The sequence below is a fragment of the Streptomyces sp. NPDC048506 genome, from assembly GCF_040651315.1.
GTDB lineage: Bacteria > Actinomycetota > Actinomycetes > Streptomycetales > Streptomycetaceae > Streptomyces.
The window spans coordinates 91,375-109,377 of the sequence record NZ_JBEZIX010000020.1 but is presented as its reverse complement, the minus strand read 5'-3'; the positions used below and the strand labels follow the sequence as shown (position 1 = coordinate 109,377).

16 protein-coding genes are annotated in these 18,003 nt (G+C 70.6%); 9 read left to right on the top strand and 7 right to left on the bottom strand.

What is annotated here, in order from left to right:
* Nucleotides 1-16: 16 nt before the first annotated feature.
* Nucleotides 17-550, bottom strand: a complete 534-nt coding sequence (locus AB0C96_RS18510) for a GNAT family N-acetyltransferase (RefSeq protein ID WP_362918681.1) — start codon at nucleotides 548-550, stop codon at nucleotides 17-19.
* The gene (locus AB0C96_RS18505; protein ID WP_362918679.1) at nucleotides 547-1,830 is read right to left on the bottom strand and encodes an XRE family transcriptional regulator; all 1,284 of its coding nucleotides are present in this window, start codon (nucleotides 1,828-1,830) and stop codon (nucleotides 547-549) included. The genes AB0C96_RS18510 and AB0C96_RS18505 overlap by 4 nt, the downstream gene beginning before the upstream one ends.
* A 361-nt stretch (nucleotides 1,831-2,191) precedes the next feature.
* Here AB0C96_RS18505 and AB0C96_RS18500 point away from each other — a divergent pair, with 361 nt between their 5' ends.
* The 3 genes from AB0C96_RS18500 (at nucleotide 2,192) to AB0C96_RS18490 (ending at nucleotide 3,380) form a co-directional block, all read left to right on the top strand.
* Nucleotides 2,192-2,386: a hypothetical protein gene (locus AB0C96_RS18500; RefSeq protein ID WP_362918677.1), complete on the top strand. Its 195-nt coding sequence runs from the start codon at nucleotides 2,192-2,194 to the stop codon at nucleotides 2,384-2,386.
* Entirely contained in the window at nucleotides 2,383-2,580 is a 198-nt protein-coding gene (locus AB0C96_RS18495; RefSeq protein WP_362918675.1) for a hypothetical protein, read from the top strand. Before AB0C96_RS18500 ends, AB0C96_RS18495 begins: the two co-directional genes overlap by 4 nt.
* 251 nt (nucleotides 2,581-2,831) lie before the next feature.
* The gene (locus tag AB0C96_RS18490) at nucleotides 2,832-3,380 is read left to right on the top strand and encodes a flavoprotein (RefSeq protein ID WP_362918673.1); all 549 of its coding nucleotides are present in this window, start codon (nucleotides 2,832-2,834) and stop codon (nucleotides 3,378-3,380) included.
* 10 nt (nucleotides 3,381-3,390) lie between these two features.
* Here the strand turns inward: AB0C96_RS18490 and AB0C96_RS18485 are convergent, their stop codons facing one another.
* From AB0C96_RS18485 to AB0C96_RS18475, 3 genes are all read right to left on the bottom strand, one after another.
* Nucleotides 3,391-4,323, bottom strand: coding sequence for an acyl-CoA thioesterase II (locus AB0C96_RS18485; protein WP_362918672.1), 933 nt, complete (start codon nucleotides 4,321-4,323; stop codon nucleotides 3,391-3,393).
* A 32-nt stretch (nucleotides 4,324-4,355) separates the two neighbouring features.
* A complete protein-coding gene (locus AB0C96_RS18480; protein WP_362918670.1) occupies nucleotides 4,356-5,513 on the bottom strand; it encodes an acyl-CoA dehydrogenase family protein in 1,158 nt (385 codons plus the stop codon).
* Between the two features lie 141 nt (nucleotides 5,514-5,654).
* The gene (locus tag AB0C96_RS18475; RefSeq protein WP_362918668.1) at nucleotides 5,655-6,314 is read right to left on the bottom strand and encodes a TetR/AcrR family transcriptional regulator; all 660 of its coding nucleotides are present in this window, start codon (nucleotides 6,312-6,314) and stop codon (nucleotides 5,655-5,657) included.
* Between the two features lie 131 nt (nucleotides 6,315-6,445).
* On the opposite strand from AB0C96_RS18475, the gene AB0C96_RS18470 reads away from it, so the two are divergent.
* The 4 genes from AB0C96_RS18470 to AB0C96_RS18455 are packed head-to-tail and all read left to right on the top strand — an operon-like array spanning nucleotide 6,446 to nucleotide 12,253.
* Entirely contained in the window at nucleotides 6,446-8,089 is a 1,644-nt protein-coding gene (locus tag AB0C96_RS18470; RefSeq protein ID WP_362918666.1) for a carboxyl transferase domain-containing protein, read from the top strand.
* Between the two features lie 26 nt (nucleotides 8,090-8,115).
* Nucleotides 8,116-10,143, top strand: coding sequence for an acetyl-CoA carboxylase biotin carboxylase subunit (locus AB0C96_RS18465; RefSeq protein ID WP_362918664.1), 2,028 nt, complete (start codon nucleotides 8,116-8,118; stop codon nucleotides 10,141-10,143).
* A complete protein-coding gene (locus AB0C96_RS18460; RefSeq protein ID WP_362918662.1) occupies nucleotides 10,140-11,081 on the top strand; it encodes a hydroxymethylglutaryl-CoA lyase in 942 nt (313 codons plus the stop codon). The genes AB0C96_RS18465 and AB0C96_RS18460 overlap by 4 nt, the downstream gene beginning before the upstream one ends.
* A gap of 5 nt (nucleotides 11,082-11,086) precedes the next feature.
* Nucleotides 11,087-12,253, top strand: a complete 1,167-nt coding sequence (locus AB0C96_RS18455) for an acyl-CoA dehydrogenase family protein (protein ID WP_362918660.1) — start codon at nucleotides 11,087-11,089, stop codon at nucleotides 12,251-12,253.
* Nucleotides 12,254-12,381: 128 nt separating this feature from the next.
* Here the strand turns inward: AB0C96_RS18455 and AB0C96_RS18450 are convergent, their stop codons facing one another.
* Nucleotides 12,382-13,977: a beta-N-acetylhexosaminidase gene (locus AB0C96_RS18450; protein WP_362918658.1), complete on the bottom strand. Its 1,596-nt coding sequence runs from the start codon at nucleotides 13,975-13,977 to the stop codon at nucleotides 12,382-12,384.
* Between the two features lie 177 nt (nucleotides 13,978-14,154).
* Here AB0C96_RS18450 and AB0C96_RS18445 point away from each other — a divergent pair, with 177 nt between their 5' ends.
* Nucleotides 14,155-14,445 carry a hypothetical protein gene (locus AB0C96_RS18445; protein WP_006605447.1) on the top strand — a complete coding sequence of 97 codons (291 nt, stop codon included), beginning with the start codon at nucleotides 14,155-14,157 and terminating at the stop codon, nucleotides 14,443-14,445.
* A 75-nt stretch (nucleotides 14,446-14,520) separates the two neighbouring features.
* Nucleotides 14,521-16,347: a glutamine--fructose-6-phosphate transaminase (isomerizing) gene (gene glmS, locus AB0C96_RS18440; protein ID WP_362918656.1), complete on the top strand. Its 1,827-nt coding sequence runs from the start codon at nucleotides 14,521-14,523 to the stop codon at nucleotides 16,345-16,347.
* A 412-nt stretch (nucleotides 16,348-16,759) separates the two neighbouring features.
* Here glmS and AB0C96_RS18435 read toward each other — a convergent pair whose 3' ends face one another.
* Nucleotides 16,760-17,281, bottom strand: a complete 522-nt coding sequence (locus tag AB0C96_RS18435; protein WP_362918654.1) for a universal stress protein — start codon at nucleotides 17,279-17,281, stop codon at nucleotides 16,760-16,762.
* Nucleotides 17,282-18,003: the final 722 nt, after the last annotated feature.

Genomic DNA, 18,003 nt, shown 5'->3' with positions numbered 1-18,003 from the left:
CTCAGCGTCATCGGACTCAGTGCACGGCCCTGATCATCGCCATCAGGACTGGTGAAGCGGGCGATGGCTGGCTCCGGCCGATGCCCTGGTAACCCCACGCCTCGTACAGCCGCTGCACCTTCCCGTCTCCTGCGGCAGGGTTGACCATAAGGGTGACGTGCGGCTCGTTACGGTCGGCGAGAAGGGCATCGTGGATGCGCCGGGCGGTGCCGGTGCCGCGCCAGGGGATGCGAACACCGATTTCCTTCAGGGCGACGGCATGCCGGCTGGTGTATTCAACCGACGGGGTAGGCGTGACGCGCTTCCACCAACGGTCTTCGGAATCAACGGTGTTGGCATACGCATAGCCAATGGGTTCATCCTGATCGTAGGCGAGGACAGCTACCCAGCCGGGTTCCTTGGAGTGGCGGTCGAGGCGCTCGGTGAAGGCGGAGACGGCGTAGTTCGGAAGGTGCAAGAGGTCGGCACGGACGTCGGCATACACGTCCAGTAGGTGTTGCCGGGCTGGTTCGAGCGAGTGGAACGTACGCAGCTCGATGGTGGACGTCATACCGATTCCTTCCAGGTGGTGTGTGCGTACTCGTTCCACTTGCTGGTGGTCGGACTGTCCGGCGCCACGGCGTGGATCTTGGCGTGGAAGCTTCGGAGCATCCGGGCGACTCGTGGGTGATGAGCAGCAGCGTCGTCGGGGATCGACATGGCGGTGGTAACCGCCGGTTCCATATCGCCCTGGCCGAGTTGAGCGCACGCCAGGCGAGTGGTGGCGATGGCCTTCGAGCGTTGCATGTGGGGCCGGAGAGCTGCCAAACACCGGTGCGCATGCGCTTCGGCTTTCTCGTATTCGCCGAGTGCCAGGTATCCGGTGAGCGCAAGAGAATCCAGCTCCGCCTGGTCGTAGAACGAGGTCATCCACACGGGACGGTCGGCGCTGGGATCAGCGCGGTCCATCGCATCCTGGGCTTGATCGAAGCCGCGCCGGGTGGCCGTGGCATTTCCTGCAACGCCTTGAATGGCAGCCTGCCTGGCCAGGCCGAGGGAAGCGAACAGTGGATCGCGACGCGTGAGGGGGAGGCTTCGGGCAACGTCATTTGCAGCCAGGGCTTCGGCTGGGCGCCCCATGTGCCGGTACAGCGTCCCGGCATGTGACCAGATTCTGAATTTGATGGCCGGGTCAGCAGCCAATTCGGCAAGGGCCTGCGCTTCCCGCATGTGAACGATCGCGTCTTCGTAGCGCCGGCCGTCGATCGCAGCCCACATCGCCGAAGACCGGAATGCCGCAGCGCATCCGTACACGTACGCACGGACTCGCTGGCTCGCGCTCCCAGAATTTTGCAGGGAAAGTGCCTCGTCGGCGAGCGCCGCAGCCTTCTGTTCGATGCCGAGCCGGCCGCCGTGGCGGTGGTCGCTCACAATGATCTCGGTAAAGCGTTGCTGGAGCCGGACGACGTCGCTGGTTCCGATCCGGTGACTGGAGCCGAGCGCGTGTGTGGCTGAGGCGGCAGCCAAGGCCGTCCCGGCTGCGATGAAACGACGACGTTCCACGGCGTCCTCCGACGGTGATTCGGGCGCGGGCGACGGTGCACGGCCCCGCGGTACGAACCCTAAAGCGGTGGCGGGCAGGCCGGTGACCTTCTCCAGTGCGACCCGGGTCGCCGACTTGGGCCACCGTACCCGGCCTGCTTTCCAGCCACGGATCGATGAGCCGTCCAGTCCTCCGACTCTTCCGGTGAGGTCACCCACTGCCGAATTCACCGCATCGGCCAGCGAATTGGAGCTGTAGCCGTGCTCCTTCATCCATGCCTCAAGCACAGTGTTCCGCGAGGAGTTCATGTACGCACGGTAGCCCCGCGCTCAACGCGTCGTCAGCTCAAGGGCAGACCAAATCGCCCTAGGGACTGTAGTGAAGGCATCGCCCGATCTCCCTAATCACATTGCCCTGGCACGGCGTTAGCTGGCCATAAGCCCAATACGACGCTCCGGCGCCGGAAGGGCTGATCAAGATGCCGACGACTGCACCAACCCCTCACCGCAGTACCTCTGATGCCACTCCGCGCACCCGACCGGCACCCGCCGTGCGGACTGGCGTGAAGCCCCTGCCGCCCGAAGCCCGCGCGTTCCGCCGTCGGCACGGAGACCCCCTCGGCTGGGACTCTGGCGAATGGGCTGCCTTCCTCGGTCTCGGAGCTGCGTCATGACGGCCGGATGGGACGCCGTGCCCGCCGTGAAGATGTGGACGGTGGACGAGATCATCGGCAATGCGTGCCCGTGCTGCCACGGCGTCTACAGCCTGGCACGGGAGAAGGTCACCGGTCCCGACGACCGGCATTCATGTCGGTCGTGCGCCGCCCTGTTCGGTGTCTCCACGGGAGCGGAGGCAGTGCTGTGAGTTCCAGGAAGCTGCCGGAGGTCGGAGACGAAGTCGAGTACGCCCCCGGACGGCTGGCTGTCGTGACGGACATCCGTAAGGGCATCCCTTACCTGAGGAGGCCGGGAATCAAGGAATGGCCGGCGCACGACGCGACCGCGTTAACGGTGACGCGGACTCGGAACGAGCGGATCGCCGCCGACGACTTCCGATGAGGCCGAAGGTCAGGAGTCCCGACTCCGGGCCAACGAGAGGAACCACCGGGAACAGGTGCCCGACAAACCGCATCACCCATCACTTTCTCACCATCGAGAGGAGGCGGGGGTGCCATGCCCTACGGGCAATGGCACCCTCGGGGCCGTACGAAACACCGCCCCACAGATGCCCCGCCCCCGCGTCGACTCCCGTGAACGCTCCGCTCCCGATACCCCCTGCCCGAGGCAGCCGGCTGTGGTGGGATGGCGTGATGAATCGTCCCGTGCTCTACCTGTTCGGTTCCGCCGCCCCGCCCGTCCGGCAGTTCGTCGAAGTGGCGCGCGGTGCCCGGACGGCCGGATTCGACGTGTGTGTCGGGCTGACGCCCACGGCGGCTCGGTGGCTCGACGACGAGGTGCCGCTGCTGGAAGAGCTGACAGGGCACCCGGTCCGGTCCCAGTACAAGCAACCGGCCGAGCCTGATGTGTGGCCTCCGGCGGACGTCATCGTGTTCGCGCCGGTCACCTTCAATTCGATCAACGCATGGGCGCTCGGATTGACGCACCACTTCGTGGTCGGAGTGGTTGCCGAGGGCATCGGCAAAGGCATTCCGACGGTTGCGATGCCGTGCGTGAACGCCGCGTACGTGAAACATCCGCAGTTCGAGCGATCAGTGGCAACGCTGCGTGGCGCCGGTGTGTCGGTGGTGTACGGGCCTGGCGGCTTCCAACCGAACGAGCCGGGCGAGGCGCGCCCAGAGGGCTATCCGTGGCAACTGGCGATGGCTGAAGCGGCGCGCGTCGTCCGCGTGACGCCGTAAGGGGCACCGACTAGTCGCGCGGCACCCGGATAACCCCCTCCTGGATCACCGACACCGCCAGTTGGCCGTCGGCCGTGAAGATGCGGCCCTTGCCGAGGCCGCGGCCGGCCTGGGCGGTGGGGGACTCCTGGTCGTAGAGGAGCCACTCGTCGGCGCGCAGGGGGCGGTGGAACCACATCGCGTGGTCCAGGGATGCCCCGACGACGTCGCCGACGGCCCAGCCGCCGCGGCCGTGCGCCAGCAGGATCGAGTCCAGCAGGGTCATGTCGGAGACGTAGGTGACCAGGCAGATGTCGAGCAGCGGGCGGGGGATCTCGCCGTGGTCGTCGAGCTTGCCCTGGGTGCGGAACCACACCTGGGACCGGGGTTCGCGCACCTCGCCGACGGTGGCGTAGGGCGGTTCGTCGACGTACCGCAGGTCGATCGCGGCGCGGGCCTCCAGCAGCCGCTCGGCGACGTCCGGCGCGAGCAGGCCTTCGGCGGCGTGGCGGGGCAACGTCTCGGCGGGGGTGGGCAGTTGGAGCGGGTCCGGCGCCGGCGGCATCGGCTCCTGGTGCTCCAGCCCCTCCTCGTACACCTGGAAGGAGGCGGAGAGGTGGAAGATCGGCTGGCCGTGCTGGACGGCGACGACCCGGCGGGTGGTGAAGGAGCGGCCGTCACGGATCCGGTCGACGGTGTAGACGATGGGTGCGCCGGGGTCGCCCGGGCGCAGGAAGTAGGCGTGCAGGGAGTGCGGCAACCGGGCCTCCCCCGCCGGGGCGGAGCCGTCGGCCCGCGGCGGGTCGGCGGGGACCGTGCGCCCGGCCGCGACCAGGGCCTGGGCGGCGACCTGGCCGCCGAAGACCCGGGGCACGACCGAGGCGCGGCTCTGACCGCGGAAGATGTCCTGCTCGATCCGCTCCAGGGCGAGCAGATCGAGCAGCGACTCCAGTGCGTCGTTCACGTGCGTATGACCCGTCGGCGTCCGGTCCCGACCTACAGGCCCATGGCCTTGGCGATGATGGACTTCATGACCTCGCTGGTGCCGCCGTAGATGCGGTTGACGCGGTTGTCGGCGTAGAGGCGGGCGATCGGGTACTCGTTCATGAAGCCGTAGCCGCCGTGCAGTTGGAGGCAGCGGTCGATGACGCGGTGGGCGACCTCGGTGTTGAACAGCTTCGCGGACGCGGCCTCGGCGGCGGTCAGTTCGCCGGCGTCGAGGGCCTCCAGGGCGCGGTCGGCGACGGCCTCGGCGGCGTCCACCTCGGCCTGGCAGGCGGCCAGTTCGAACTTGGTGTTCTGGAAGGAGGCGACCGTCTTGCCGAAGACGGTGCGGTCCTGGACGTACTGCTGCGCGAACCGGACGGCGGCCTTGGCCTGCGCGTAGGCGCCGTAGGCGATGCCCCAGCGCTCGGAGGGCAGGTTCTGGCCGAGGTAGTAGAAGCCCTTGTTCTCCTCGCCGAGCAGGTCCTCGACGGGCACCTTGACGTCGACGAACGCCAGCTCGGCGGTGTCGGAGGTGCGCAGGCCGAGCTTGTCGAGCTTGCGGCCGATGGAGTAGCCCTCGGACGTGGTGTCCACGGCGAACAGCGAGATGCCGAAGCGGCGGTCCTCGGCGGTCGGCGCGGAGGTGCGGGCGCAGACGATCACGCGGTCGGCGTGGACGCCGCCGGTGATGAAGGTCTTGGAGCCGTTGAGGACGTAGTGGGTGCCGTCCTCGGACAGCTTGGCGGTGGTCTTCATGCCGGCGAGGTCGGAGCCGGTGCCCGGCTCGGTCATCGCCAGGGCCCACATCTCCTCGCCGCTGACGAACTTCGGCAGGTAGCGCTTCTTCTGCTCGTCGGTGGCGAGCATCTGGATGTACGGCAGGCCGAGCAGCACGTGGACGCCGGAGCCGCCGAAGGTGACGCCGGCGCGGGCGGTCTCCTCGTACATCACGGCCTCGAACTTGTGCGAGTCGATGCCGGCGCCGCCGTACTCCTCGTCGACGCGGATACCGAAGACGCCCAGCTCGGCGAGCTTGTAGTAGAACTCGCGGGGCACCTGGCCGGCGGCGAACCACTCCTCGTGGACCGGCACCACCTCGGCCTCGATGAAGGCGCGTATGGTCGCGCGGAACGCCTCGTGGTCCTCGTTGAACACCGTACGGCGCATCTGCGTCGCCTCCTTCACCTCGCCGGTCCAAGCGCACGAATAAGCGCTTGCTCAGCGAAAGCTACCGGCCGGTCACCAAAGCTGTCCAGAGGTCAACGAAAACCCGGAGGGGAGACCGCGCCCCACCCCGGAAGCCCGGGCCTACGCGCCCGGCACCCCCGCCGCCACGGTCTTGGTCGCGACCGACTCCCCCGCCTCCGGCCCGCCGTCGGCCACCGCGCCGAACGCCCCCAGCGCCAGTCGGTGCAGCAGTTCGGCCATCTCCGTACGCCCCGGGAGGGAGCCGGGGCGACCCAGGTGCGGGGTGGAGTTCAGCAGGCCGAAGACGGCGTGCACCGCGGCCCGGGCCTGGGACTCGGAGGGGCCGGGGTGGACCTGCCGGACCACTTCCACCCACAGCTCGACGTACTGCCGCTGGAGCTGGCGCACCCGCTTGCGGTCGGCCTCGCGCAGCCGGTCCAGTTCACGGTCGTGCACGGTGATCAGCGGCCGGTCGTCCAGTGCGAAGTCGATATGGCCGTCGATCAGCGCGTCCAGCACCGCCTCGGGGTTCTCGCCACCCTCCGCGACCCGCATCCGGCCGCCGTCGAGCAACCGCTCGCTGATCCCGACCAGCAGTTCGGCGAGCATCGCGTCCTTGCCGGCGAAGTGCCGGTAGAGGCCCGGACCGGAGATGCCCACGGCCGCCCCTATCTCGTCCACACCGACGCCGTGGAAGCCGCGCTCGGCGAAGAGCCGGGCGGCCTCCTTGAGGATCTGCTCGCGGCGACTGCTGGGGGCGGAGGACTGCGGATTACTCATGCCGTCGATTGTAGACAGCCGGGTTAGTGCTCGTTAACCTGAAGGAAATGAGGTTAACGCCTATTAACCCGGATGGCCCGGCAGCCGCCGATCGCGGCGCCGGGCGGGCGACCGAGCAAGGGGGCTCGTAGATGGAGCAGGCACCGGTGCTGGGCAGCGACGGGGGTCCCCTCGGACGAAGTCCCGGGGACGATCCGGCGTCCGACCCCTGGAAGGCCAACGAGGCCGCGCACCGCGAGCTCGCCGCCGAACTGCGCGAGAAGCTCGCGGCGGCCCGGCTGGGCGGCGGCGAGAAGGCCAGGGCCCGGCACACCGCCCGCGGCAAGCTGCTGCCCCGCGACCGGGTGGACACGCTGCTCGATCCCGGCTCGCCGTTCCTGGAGCTGGCGCCGCTGGCCGCGGAGGGCATGTACGGCGGGGCCGCACCGGCCGCCGGGGTGATCGCCGGCATCGGCCGGGTCTCCGGCCGCGAGGTGGTGATCGTCGCCAACGACGCCACGGTCAAGGGCGGCACGTACTACCCGATGACGGTCAAGAAGCACCTGCGGGCCCAGGAGGTCGCCCTGGAGAACCGCCTGCCCTGTCTGTACCTGGTCGACTCCGGCGGCGCCTTCCTGCCGATGCAGGACGAGGTCTTCCCCGACCGCGAGCACTTCGGGCGGATCTTCTACAACCAGGCGCGGATGTCGGAGCGGGGCGTTCCGCAGATCGCGGCGGTGCTGGGCTCGTGCACGGCCGGCGGCGCGTATGTGCCGGCCATGAGCGACGAGGCGGTGATCGTACGGAACCAGGGCACGATCTTCCTGGGCGGCCCGCCGCTGGTGAAGGCGGCCACCGGCGAGGTGGTCACCGCCGAGGAGCTGGGCGGCGGCGAGGTGCACGCCAGGACCTCCGGCGTCACCGACCACCTCGCCGAGGACGACGCCCACGCGCTGCGCATCGTGCGGCAGATCGTCTCGACCCTCGGCGCGCGCGAACCGCTCCCCTGGACGGTGCGGCCCGTCGAGGAGCCCGCGGTGGACCCGGCCGGGCTGTACGGCGTGGTGCCGGTGGACTCCCGTACCCCCTATGACGTCCGCGAGGTGATCGCGCGGATCGTGGACGGCTCGCGGTTCGCCGAGTTCAAGGCGGAGTACGGCACGACGCTGGTCACCGGCTTCGCCCACATCCACGGCCATCCGGTCGGGGTGATCGCCAACAACGGCATCCTGTTCTCCGAGTCCGCCCAGAAGGGCGCGCACTTCATCGAGCTGTGCGACCAGCGCGGCATCCCGCTGCTGTTCCTCCAGAACATCTCCGGCTTCATGGTGGGCCGTTCGTACGAGGCCGGCGGTATCGCCAAGCACGGCGCGAAGATGGTGACGGCGGTGGCCTGCGCCCGCGTCCCCAAGCTCACGGTCGTCATCGGCGGCTCGTACGGGGCCGGCAACTACTCGATGTGCGGCCGGGCCTACTCGCCGCGCTTCCTGTGGATGTGGCCCAACGCCAAGATCTCCGTGATGGGCGGCGAACAGGCCGCGTCCGTCCTCGCCACCGTCAAGCGCGACCAGCTCGAAGCGCGCGGCGAGGAGTGGAGCACCGAGGAGGAGGACGCCTTCAAGGCGCCGGTGCGCGAGCAGTACGAGACGCAGGGGAACGCCTACTACGCGACGGCCCGGCTGTGGGACGACGGCGTGATCGACCCGCTGGAGACCCGGCAGGTGCTGGGGCTGGCGCTGACCGCCTGTGCCAACGCCCCGCTGGGCGACCCCGGCTACGGCGTCTTCCGGATGTGATCTTCATGAGGGGAATGCCCACAGGAATGTCCACGACGATGTTCGACAGCGTCCTGATCGCCAACCGCGGCGAGATCGCCGTCCGCGTCATCCGTACGCTGCGCGCCCTCGGCATCCGCTCGATCGCCGTGTACAGCGACGCGGACGCCGACGCCCGGCACGTCCGCGAGGCCGACACGGCCGTGCGGATCGGACCGGCCCCGGCCACCGAGAGCTACCTGTCCGTGGAGCGGCTGCTGGACGCGGCCGCCCGCACCGGCGCCCAGGCGGTCCATCCCGGCTACGGCTTCCTCGCCGAGAACGCCGCCTTCGCACGGGCCTGCGCGCAGGCCGGGCTGGTCTTCATCGGCCCGTCCGCGGAGGCCATCGAGCTGATGGGCGACAAGATCCGGGCCAAGGAGACGGTCCGCACGGCCGGCGTCCCGGTCGTCCCCGGCTCCTCGGGCAGCGGCCTGGACGACGGTCAACTGGCCGCCGCGGCACGGGAGATCGGAGTCCCGGTGCTGCTCAAGCCGTCCGCGGGCGGTGGCGGCAAGGGCATGCGGCTGGTCCGCGACGAGGCGCTGCTCGCCGAGGAGATCGCCGCCGCCCGCCGGGAGGCCCGCTCCTCGTTCGGCGACGACACCCTCCTCGTCGAGCGCTGGGTCGACCGGCCCCGGCACATCGAGATCCAGGTCCTGGCCGACGGCCACGGCAACGTCATCCACCTCGGCGAGCGCGAGTGCTCGCTCCAGCGGCGCCACCAGAAGGTCGTCGAGGAGGCCCCGTCGGTCCTGCTGGACGAGCCGACCCGGGCGGCGATGGGCGAGGCGGCCGTGCAGGCGGCCCGCTCCTGCGGCTACCGGGGCGCCGGCACCGTCGAGTTCATCGTCCCCGGCAAGGACCCGGCCTCGTACTACTTCATGGAGATGAACACCCGCCTCCAGGTCGAGCACCCGGTCACCGAACTGGTCACCGGCCTGGACCTGGTGGAGTGGCAGCTGCGGATCGCGGCCGGTGAGCGCCTCCCGTACGCCCAGGAGGACATCACCCTCACCGGGCACGCCATCGAGGCCCGGCTGTGCGCCGAGGACCCGTCCCGGGACTTCCTGCCGACCGGCGGCACGGTGCTGGCGCTGCACGAGGTGCAGGGGGACGGGGTGCGCACGGACTCCGGCCTGACCCAGGGCGTCGAGGTCGGCAGCCGCTACGACCCGATGCTCGCCAAGGTCATCGCGCACGGCCCGGACCGCGCCAGTGCGCTGCGCCGGCTGCGGGCCGCGCTGGCGCAGACGGTCACCCTCGGGGTGACCACCAACGCCGGCTTCCTGCGGCGGCTGCTGGCGCATCCGGACGTGGTCTCCGGCGAGCTGGACACCGGCCTGGTGGAGCGGGAGGCGGCCGGGCTGGCCTGCGGCGAGGTCCCGGACGAGGTGTACGCGGCGGCCGCGGCGGTGCGCCAGGCCGCCCTGGAGCCGGAGGTGGCCGACGGCGGCTGGCGCGACCCGTTCGACACGCCCGACGGCTTCCGGCTCGGCGGCCTGGCCGCCCCGGTCCGCCACTGGCTGCGGGTCCCGGGCCATGACCCGGTGCCGTACGACGTGGACCCCGGCACACCGGCAGGGCAGCTCGAACCGGGCCGCGTCCGGGTCACCGTCGACGACGTGCAGCACACCTTCCACCGCAGCGGCGACTGGCTCGGCCGGGACGGCGACTCCTGGCAGGTGACCACGCACGACCCGGTGGCGGCGGCGCTGCGCGGAGCCGCCGGCGGCCACGGCGCGGACACCCTCGCCGCCCCGATGCCGGGCACCGTCACGGTCGTCAAGGTAGCGGTCGGCCAGGAGGTGACCGCCGGGCAGGGCCTGCTGGTCGTCGAGGCGATGAAGATGGAGCACGTGATCTCCGCCCCGCACGCCGGGACCGTCACCGAACTGGACGTGACCGTGGGCAGCACCGTCGCCATGGACCAGGTCCTGGCGGTGATCGCCCCGCACGAGGCGGCGGGCGAGGAGCCCGAGGGCGCCGCGGACCCCGCGCGGGCCACCGCGGACGGACGGGAGGGCACGTCATGACCGCAGCCGGACTGCCGATGCAGATCCAGGCGGAGGGCCTGCCCACCCGCGTGCGGATCCACGAGGTGGGCGCCCGCGACGGGCTCCAGAACGAGCAGACGGTCGTCCCGACCGAGATCAAGGCCGAGTTCATCCACCGGCTCGCGGACGCCGGGCTGCCGCTCGTCGAGGCCACCAGCTTCGTGCACCCCAAGTGGGTGCCCCAACTCGCCGACGCCGAGCAGCTGTTCCCGCTGCTGGGCGACCTCGAACCGCACCGGCTGCCGGTGCTGGTGCCCAACGAGCGCGGGCTGGACCGGGCGCTGGCCCTGGGCGCCCGCCGGATCGCGGTGTTCGGCAGCGCCACCGAGTCGTTCGCCAAGGCCAACCTCAACCGCACGGTCGACGAGGCGCTGGCGATGTTCGCCCCGGTCGTCGCCCGCGCCAAGGACGCCAAGGTGCACGTCCGCGGCTACCTGTCGATGTGCTTCGGCGACCCCTGGGAGGGCCCGGTGCCGATCGCCCAGACCGTACGGGTCTGCCGGGCGCTGCTCGACCTGGGCTGTGACGAACTGAGCCTGGGCGACACCATCGGCGTGGCCACCCCCGGCCACGTCCAGCACCTGCTCGCCGCCCTCAACGAGGCGGGCGTGCCCACCTCCAAGCTGGGCGTGCACTTCCACGACACGTACGGGCAGGCCCTCGCCAACACCTTCGCCGCGCTCCAGCACGGCGTCACCACCGTCGATGCCTCGGCGGGCGGCCTCGGCGGCTGCCCGTACGCCAAGAGCGCCACCGGAAACCTCGCCACCGAAGACCTCGTGTGGATGCTGCACGGCCTCGGCATCGAGACCGGCGTCGACCTGGACCGGCTGACCGCCACCAGCGCGTGGATGGCCGGGATCCTCGGCCGTCCCAGCCCCTCGCGCACCCTCCGAGCCCTCTCCCACAAGGAGTGACCCCCATGTCCCTGGACCACCGTCTGCCCGAAGAGCTGGAAGAACTCCGGCGCACGGTCGAGGCGTTCGCGCATGACGTCGTCGCACCGAAGATCGGCGAGTACTACGAGCGGCATGCGTTCCCGTACGAGATCGTGCAGGAGATGGGCCGGATGGGCCTGTTCGGCCTGCCGTTCCCCGAGGAGTACGGCGGGATGGGCGGCGACTACCTCGCGCTCGGCATCGCCCTGGAGGAGCTGGCCCGGGTCGACTCCTCGGTGGCCATCACCCTGGAGGCCGGCGTCTCGCTCGGCGCCATGCCGATCTACCGCTTCGGCACGGAGGACCAGAAGCGCGCCTGGCTGCCCAAGCTGTGCAGCGGCGAGATGCTCGGCGCCTTCGGCCTCACCGAGCCGGACGGCGGCTCGGACGCCGGCGCCACCCGCACGACCGCGGTGCGGGACGGCGACGACTGGGTGATCAACGGCACCAAGTGCTTCATCACCAACTCCGGGACGGACATCACCGGGCTGGTCACGGTCACCGCCGTCACCGGCCACACGACCGATGCCACCGGCGCCGGCAGACCGGTGATCTCCTCGATCATCGTGCCGTCCGGCACGCCCGGTTTCACGGTCGGCACCCCGTACTCCAAGGTCGGCTGGAACGCCTCGGACACCCGCGAGCTGTCCTTCTCCGACGTCCGCGTCCCGGCCGCCAACCTGCTGGGCGAGGAGGGCCGCGGCTACGCCCAGTTCCTGCGGATCCTCGACGAGGGCCGGATCGCCATCGCGGCGCTCGCCACCGGCCTGGCGCAGGGCTGTGTGGACGAGTCGGTGGCGTACGCCAAGGAGCGGACGGCGTTCGGGCGGCCGATCGGCGCCAACCAGGCGATCCAGTTCAAGCTCGCCGACATGGAGATGCGCGCCCATACCTCCCGGCTGTCCTGGCGCGACGCGGCCTCCCGGCTGGTGCACGGCGAGCCGTTCAAGAAGGAGGCGGCGCTGGCCAAGCTCTACTCGTCCGAGATCGCGGTGGACAACGCCCGCGAGGCCACCCAGATCCACGGCGGCTACGGCTTCATGAACGAGTACCCGGTCGCCCGGATGTGGCGGGACGCCAAGATCCTGGAGATCGGCGAGGGCACGAGCGAGGTCCAGCGGATGCTGATCGCACGGGAGTTGGGGTTCTAGGGCCGCTCCGGCCCTGACCCGTCGGACCGGCCCTGGTCGGGGTCCGACGGCCCACCGGCCGGGCGTCCGCGGACGCCCGGCCGGCTCACGGCTGCCGGCTCACGGCTGCCGACTCCGGTCCGGGCCGCCTACCTCGTCGGCCACGGCACCTCCGGCGAGCGGTAGTAGTGCAGGCCCTGGGCGTCCCAGCGCGGCCCCTGGGCGGCCAGCCGCTCGCGGTACGACGCCCAGTCGTGGGTGTCCGCGGGGGACCAGCCGAGCTCGGCGATGCCCGGCAGCCGGGGGAAGGCCATGAACTCGATGTGCTGGGAGGTCGAGAGGGTCTCGGACCACAGCGGCGCCTCGACGCCGAGGATCGCCTTCTCGGGCGCGCCCTGGAGGTAGTGGCCGGGGTCCCAGTCGTAGGAGCGGCGCACGCCCACGTACCCGGCCCAGTTCAGGCCCAGCGGGGTGTCCTTGTCGTACTTCATGTCGAGGTAGGCGCGGTCGGCGGGCGACAGGATCAGCCCGGTCCCCTTCTCGGCGGCGTCGACGACCTGTGCCCGCTCCGCCGCGCCCGTCTTGTCGTAGCCCCAGTACTGGGCGACGGCACCCTCCGCCGGGTGCGCCCCGGTCAGCTGGTGCCAGCCGATCACGGTCTTGCCGTACTTGGCGACCACCGGCTGCACCTTGTCCATGAAGGCGACGTAGTCCTCGTGGCTGGTGGAGTGCGCCTCGTCGCCGCCGATGTGGAGGTACCGGCCGGGAGTGAGCGCGGCGATCTCGCGGATCACGTCGTCGACGAAGTCGTACGTCACCTTCTTCGGCACGCACAGCGAGCTGAAGCCGACGTTGGTGCCGGTGTAGAGCGGCGGCGCGACGCCGTTGCAGTTGAGCTCGGCGTACGAGGCCAGGGCGGCGTTGGTGTGGCCGGGCATGTCGATCTCGGGGACGACGGTCAGGTAGCGGTCGGCGGCGTAGCGGACGATCTCGCGGTAGTCGTCCTTGGTGTAGGAGCCGCCGGGGCCGCCGCCGACCTGGGTGGAGCCGCCGTAGCTCGCCAGCCGCGGCCAGGAGTCGATCGCGATCCGCCAGCCCTGGTCGTCGGAGAGGTGCAGGTGCAGTCGGTTGATCTTGTACTGGGCGAGCTGGTCGATGTAGCGCTTGACCTGGGCGACGGTGAAGAAGTGCCGGGAGACGTCGAGCATCGCGCCGCGGTAGCCGTAGCGCGGGGCGTCGGCGATGGTGCCGCCGGCGATCCTCCAGGGGCCCGGCTGTGCGGTGCGCTCCTCGACGGCCGTGGGCAGCAGCTGGCGGAGGGTCTGTACGCCGTGGAAGAGGCCGGCCGGCCGGCGCGCGCTGATGGTCACCGCGCGGCCGCCGGAGCTGAGGCGGTAGCCCTCCGCCCCCAGCCCCTGGGCCGCCCGGCCGCCGAGCCGCAGCACGATGCCGTCCGCGCCGTCCCGGGCGGTGACGGGCAGAGCGTAGCCGGTCGAGGGACGCAGGATGCCGGCCAGGTACCCGGCGATCCGCCGGGCCTCGCCCGATCCGCCGGGCACCCGGATGCGGGTGCGCGCACTGAGGGTGTAGGCGTCGCCACCCGGCCGTACGGACGCCGGAGCGGGTACGACCCGGTCGAGGGGGGTGGGGGCGGCGGCTCGGGCGTCCGGGGCCGGAACGGCGGCGGTCCCCATCCCCGCCGCGGCGACCAGCAGCAGCGAGAGCAGCATTCTTCGTCGTCTCATCGACGGTCCCTTCGGCGAAGGTCGTACACGGCATGGAGCGACGGAACGGTGACCATGCGTACCGTGAGCCTCCGATCCGGTCAAGGTTCAGACCACTTTCAGGCCCCCAAACCGGGTACCTGCCCGATTCCGGGCAGATTTCTTGCGAAAGCGGCCGCCGCCCCGCAGTATCGACGGGTGCTCGAACGCCGTAACCGCAGCGCAGACGCGCCGCACGAAGACCTGGTGGACCACCTGGTGCGCAGCACGCCGCTCCAGCGCGGTGAGGCCGCCCGGGTGGTGCTGGATGTGCTGGCGTACTTCGACGAGACGACGGAGGAGTTCGTCCGCCGGCGCCATCGCGAGTTGCAGTCCCAGGGACTGCGCAACGAGGAGATCTTCGAACGGATCCGCCACGAGATGCCGCACCGCGCCGTGGCCCCGCCCGATCTCTCGGCCCGCCAGCTGCGCCGCCTCGTCTACGGCTGACGCCCCACCCGGGGCGCCGGGCACGCCAACCGACTCAACGTCATTCACACAACATCGTTCTCGGAGGGTCACTGTATGTGCGGGATCGTCGGCTATATCGGCAAACGTGATGTCGCTCCGCTGCTCCTGGAGGGCCTCCAGCGCCTGGAGTACCGCGGCTACGACTCCGCCGGCATCGCCATCCACGCCAGCGGCACCGGCAAGGCCGCGGGTCTGAAGACCGCCAAGGCCAAGGGCCGGGTCCGCGAGCTGGAGGCCCGTCTGCCGAAGCGGTTCGCCGGCACCACCGGCATCGCGCACACCCGCTGGGCCACCCACGGCGCGCCGACCGACGAGAACGCCCACCCGCACCTCGACACCGAGGGCAAGGTCGCGGTCGTCCACAACGGCATCATCGACAACGCCGCCGAACTGCGCGCCAAGCTCACCGCCGACGGCATCGACTTCGCCTCCGAGACCGACACCGAGGTCCTCGCCCACCTCATCGGCCGCTCCTCGGCCGAGACGCTGGAGGAGAAGGTCCGCGAGGCGCTGCGGCACGTCGAGGGCACGTACGGCATCGCCGTGCTGCACGCCGACTTCGCGGACCGGATCGTGGTGGCCCGCAACGGCTCCCCGGTCGTCCTCGGCATCGGCGAGCACGAGATGTTCGTCTCCTCCGACGTCGCCGCGCTGGTCTCGCACACCCGCCAGGTCGTCACCCTCGACGACGGCGAGATGGCCACCCTCAAGGCCGACGACTACCGCACGTACACCACCGAGGGCTCGCGTACGACCACGACGCCGGAGACCGTCGAGTACGCGGCCGAGTCGTACGACCTGGGCGGCCACGACACCTACATGCACAAGGAGATCTCCGAGCAGGCGGACGCGGTGGACCGCGCGCTGCGCGGGCGGATCGACGACCGCTTCTCCACCGTGCACCTCGGCGGCCTGAACCTCGACGCCCGCGAGGCGCGCGCGGTGCGCCGGGTGAAGATCCTGGGCTGCGGCACCTCCTACCACGCGGGCCAGATCGGCGCGCAGATGATCGAGGAGCTGGCCCGGATCCCCTCGGACGCCGAGCCGGCGTCCGAGTTCCGCTACCGCAACCCGGTGGTGGACCCCGACACGCTGTACGTGGCGGTCTCCCAGTCCGGTGAGACCTACGACGTGCTGGCGGCCGTCCAGGAGCTCAAGCGCAAGGGCGCGCGGGTGCTGGGCCTGGTGAACGTGGTCGGCTCGGCGATCGCCCGGGAGACCGACGGCGGCATCTACGTGCACGCCGGCCCCGAGGTCTGCGTGGTCTCCACCAAGTGCTTCACCAACATGGTGGTCTCCTTCGCGCTGCTCGCCCTGCACCTGGGCCGGATCCGTGACCTGTCCGTCGCGGACGGCAAGCGGATCATCGAGGGCCTGCGCAAGCTGCCGGGCCAGATCGACGAGATCCTCAAGGGCGAGGAGCAGATCAAGCAGCTGTCGGCGCAGTACGCGGACGCCAAGTCGATGATGTTCATCGGCCGGGTGCGCGGCTACCCGGTGGCCCGCGAGGCCTCGCTGAAGCTCAAGGAGGTCTCCTACATCCACGCCGAGGCCTACCCGGCCTCCGAGCTCAAGCACGGCCCGCTGGCGCTCATCGAGCCCGCGATGCCGACGGTGGCGATCGTCCCGGACGACGACCTGCTGGAGAAGAACCGCGCCGCGCTGGAGGAGATCAAGGCCCGCAGCGGCCGCATCCTGGCCGTCGCGCACCAGGAGCAGGAGAAGGCCGACCACACCATCGTCGTCCCGAAGAACGAGCCCGAGCTGGACCCGATCCTGATGGGCATTCCGCTCCAACTGCTCGCCTACCACACGGCGTTGGCCCTCGGCCGGGACATCGACAAGCCCAGGAACCTCGCGAAGTCGGTCACCGTGGAGTAATCCACCCGGGACCACCGAAGCGACAATTGAGCAACCCTCACGGGGCTTGACCACCTCCGCGAGAGCGGCGGCGGTTGGGCCGCAAAGGACAGGGCGGCGGCTCCGCGCGTGCCACCATGCGCGCGAAGCCGCCGCCTCCCCTGTGCCGGCGTCGCCCATACGCCGGCGGGATGCCGCCGCCCCAGGAACCGTCACCTCCCGGCCGGCAGCACGCAGTTGCCGTGCGCGCGGCCGCCGGGCCCGTGGTGCGGCGCGCCCACGTGACCGTCTTCTACCCCTCACAAGCGCACAATCCACCTCTACACATCCGTGGAGACGGAGATGTCCACTGCGCCCACAACATTCATGGCGCCCCCTCAAGTGTGCGCGGTATGGGGAGAGATGAGGGGGACGCGAGGCGGCTGAGCGGTACTCAGGGAATGACGATCACGGGGCGCTGCGCCCGGCGGGCCAGTCGCCCGGCGACCGAGCCGAAGATCCGGCCGACGATGCCGTGCGTGGAGCCGACCACGATCGCGTCGGCCTCGTACTCCCGGCCGACCTCCTCCAGCTCGTGGCAGATGTCCCCACCGCGCTCGACGAGGATCCAGGGCACCTCGCTGAGGTGCTCCGCGCAGGCCAGCTCCAGCCCGAGCACCTCGGTGCGGTGGTCGGGCACGTCCACGAAGACCGGGGGCTCACAGCCCGCCCAGACGGTCGTCGGCAGCCGATTGGCCACGTGGACGATGATCAATCCGGCGCCGTGGCGCCGCGCGATACCGATTGCATACGCCAACGCCCGTTCGCTGGACATGGACCCGTCGAAGCCGACGACGACGCCATGCCGGAACGCAGGATCGCATGAGCGTCGGGGCTCTTCCGCCGCTTCCAGGTCCGCCAGGGGATCGGCGACCTGCTTGCGGTCCGCGGGTTCGGGGAATTCGTGACCGGCCATTGGTGTCTCGGCGAGGACGTCCTCTTGCGGAGGGGCGAACGGGGAACGGCGATTGACTTGATCCGGCAGTTGACTGAGCTGGCTCGATCGAGGCGCGGGAGCCATAGTTCAAAGGGGAACGATACGACTGGGAATCATCTTCCCAACCCCTTACCCCAAGAGTACGGCGCCACTCCTCCGCTGCCCAGAGCCCACCACGGACGCCCGGCGTCCGTGCGAGACGGGGAGAAGCGGGGAGAGGCCTCGAACGTTCCCCGGAGCATGCCGGAGCCTGGCGCGGATGGCAATGCCCCGGCCTGCCCCCGTACGTACCCCTCGCGGTGACCCATGATCGCCGGCGGCGTTGTAGTAGCAGCCCGTCCGAGGGGAGCGCGAGGTGCCGCTGCGGCCCGACAGATCACCCGACCCAGTGAGCGATGTCGTGCGCTGGGGCGCCTTCAGCTGCGCCCTGGTGCCGGTCGTCCTGATCATCAGCGGCGCCTCCTGGGCCGGCGCCGCCGGTACCGCCGCCGGACTCACGGCGGTCACCTGCGCCTGTCGGGCGCTGTTGCGGAAATCCGAACAGCCCGCCGCGCGGGCCCGCGCCCGCAGGAGGCGGCGACGCCGGGACAGAAAGGGATATTCGGCGCGGACGGCGCACAGGGGCGGACGGCAATCCGAAGGGCGTACGCCGGTCGATTGAGGCGTCTGCAAGTCTGCGCGCGACTGTTTCCAGCCAACTT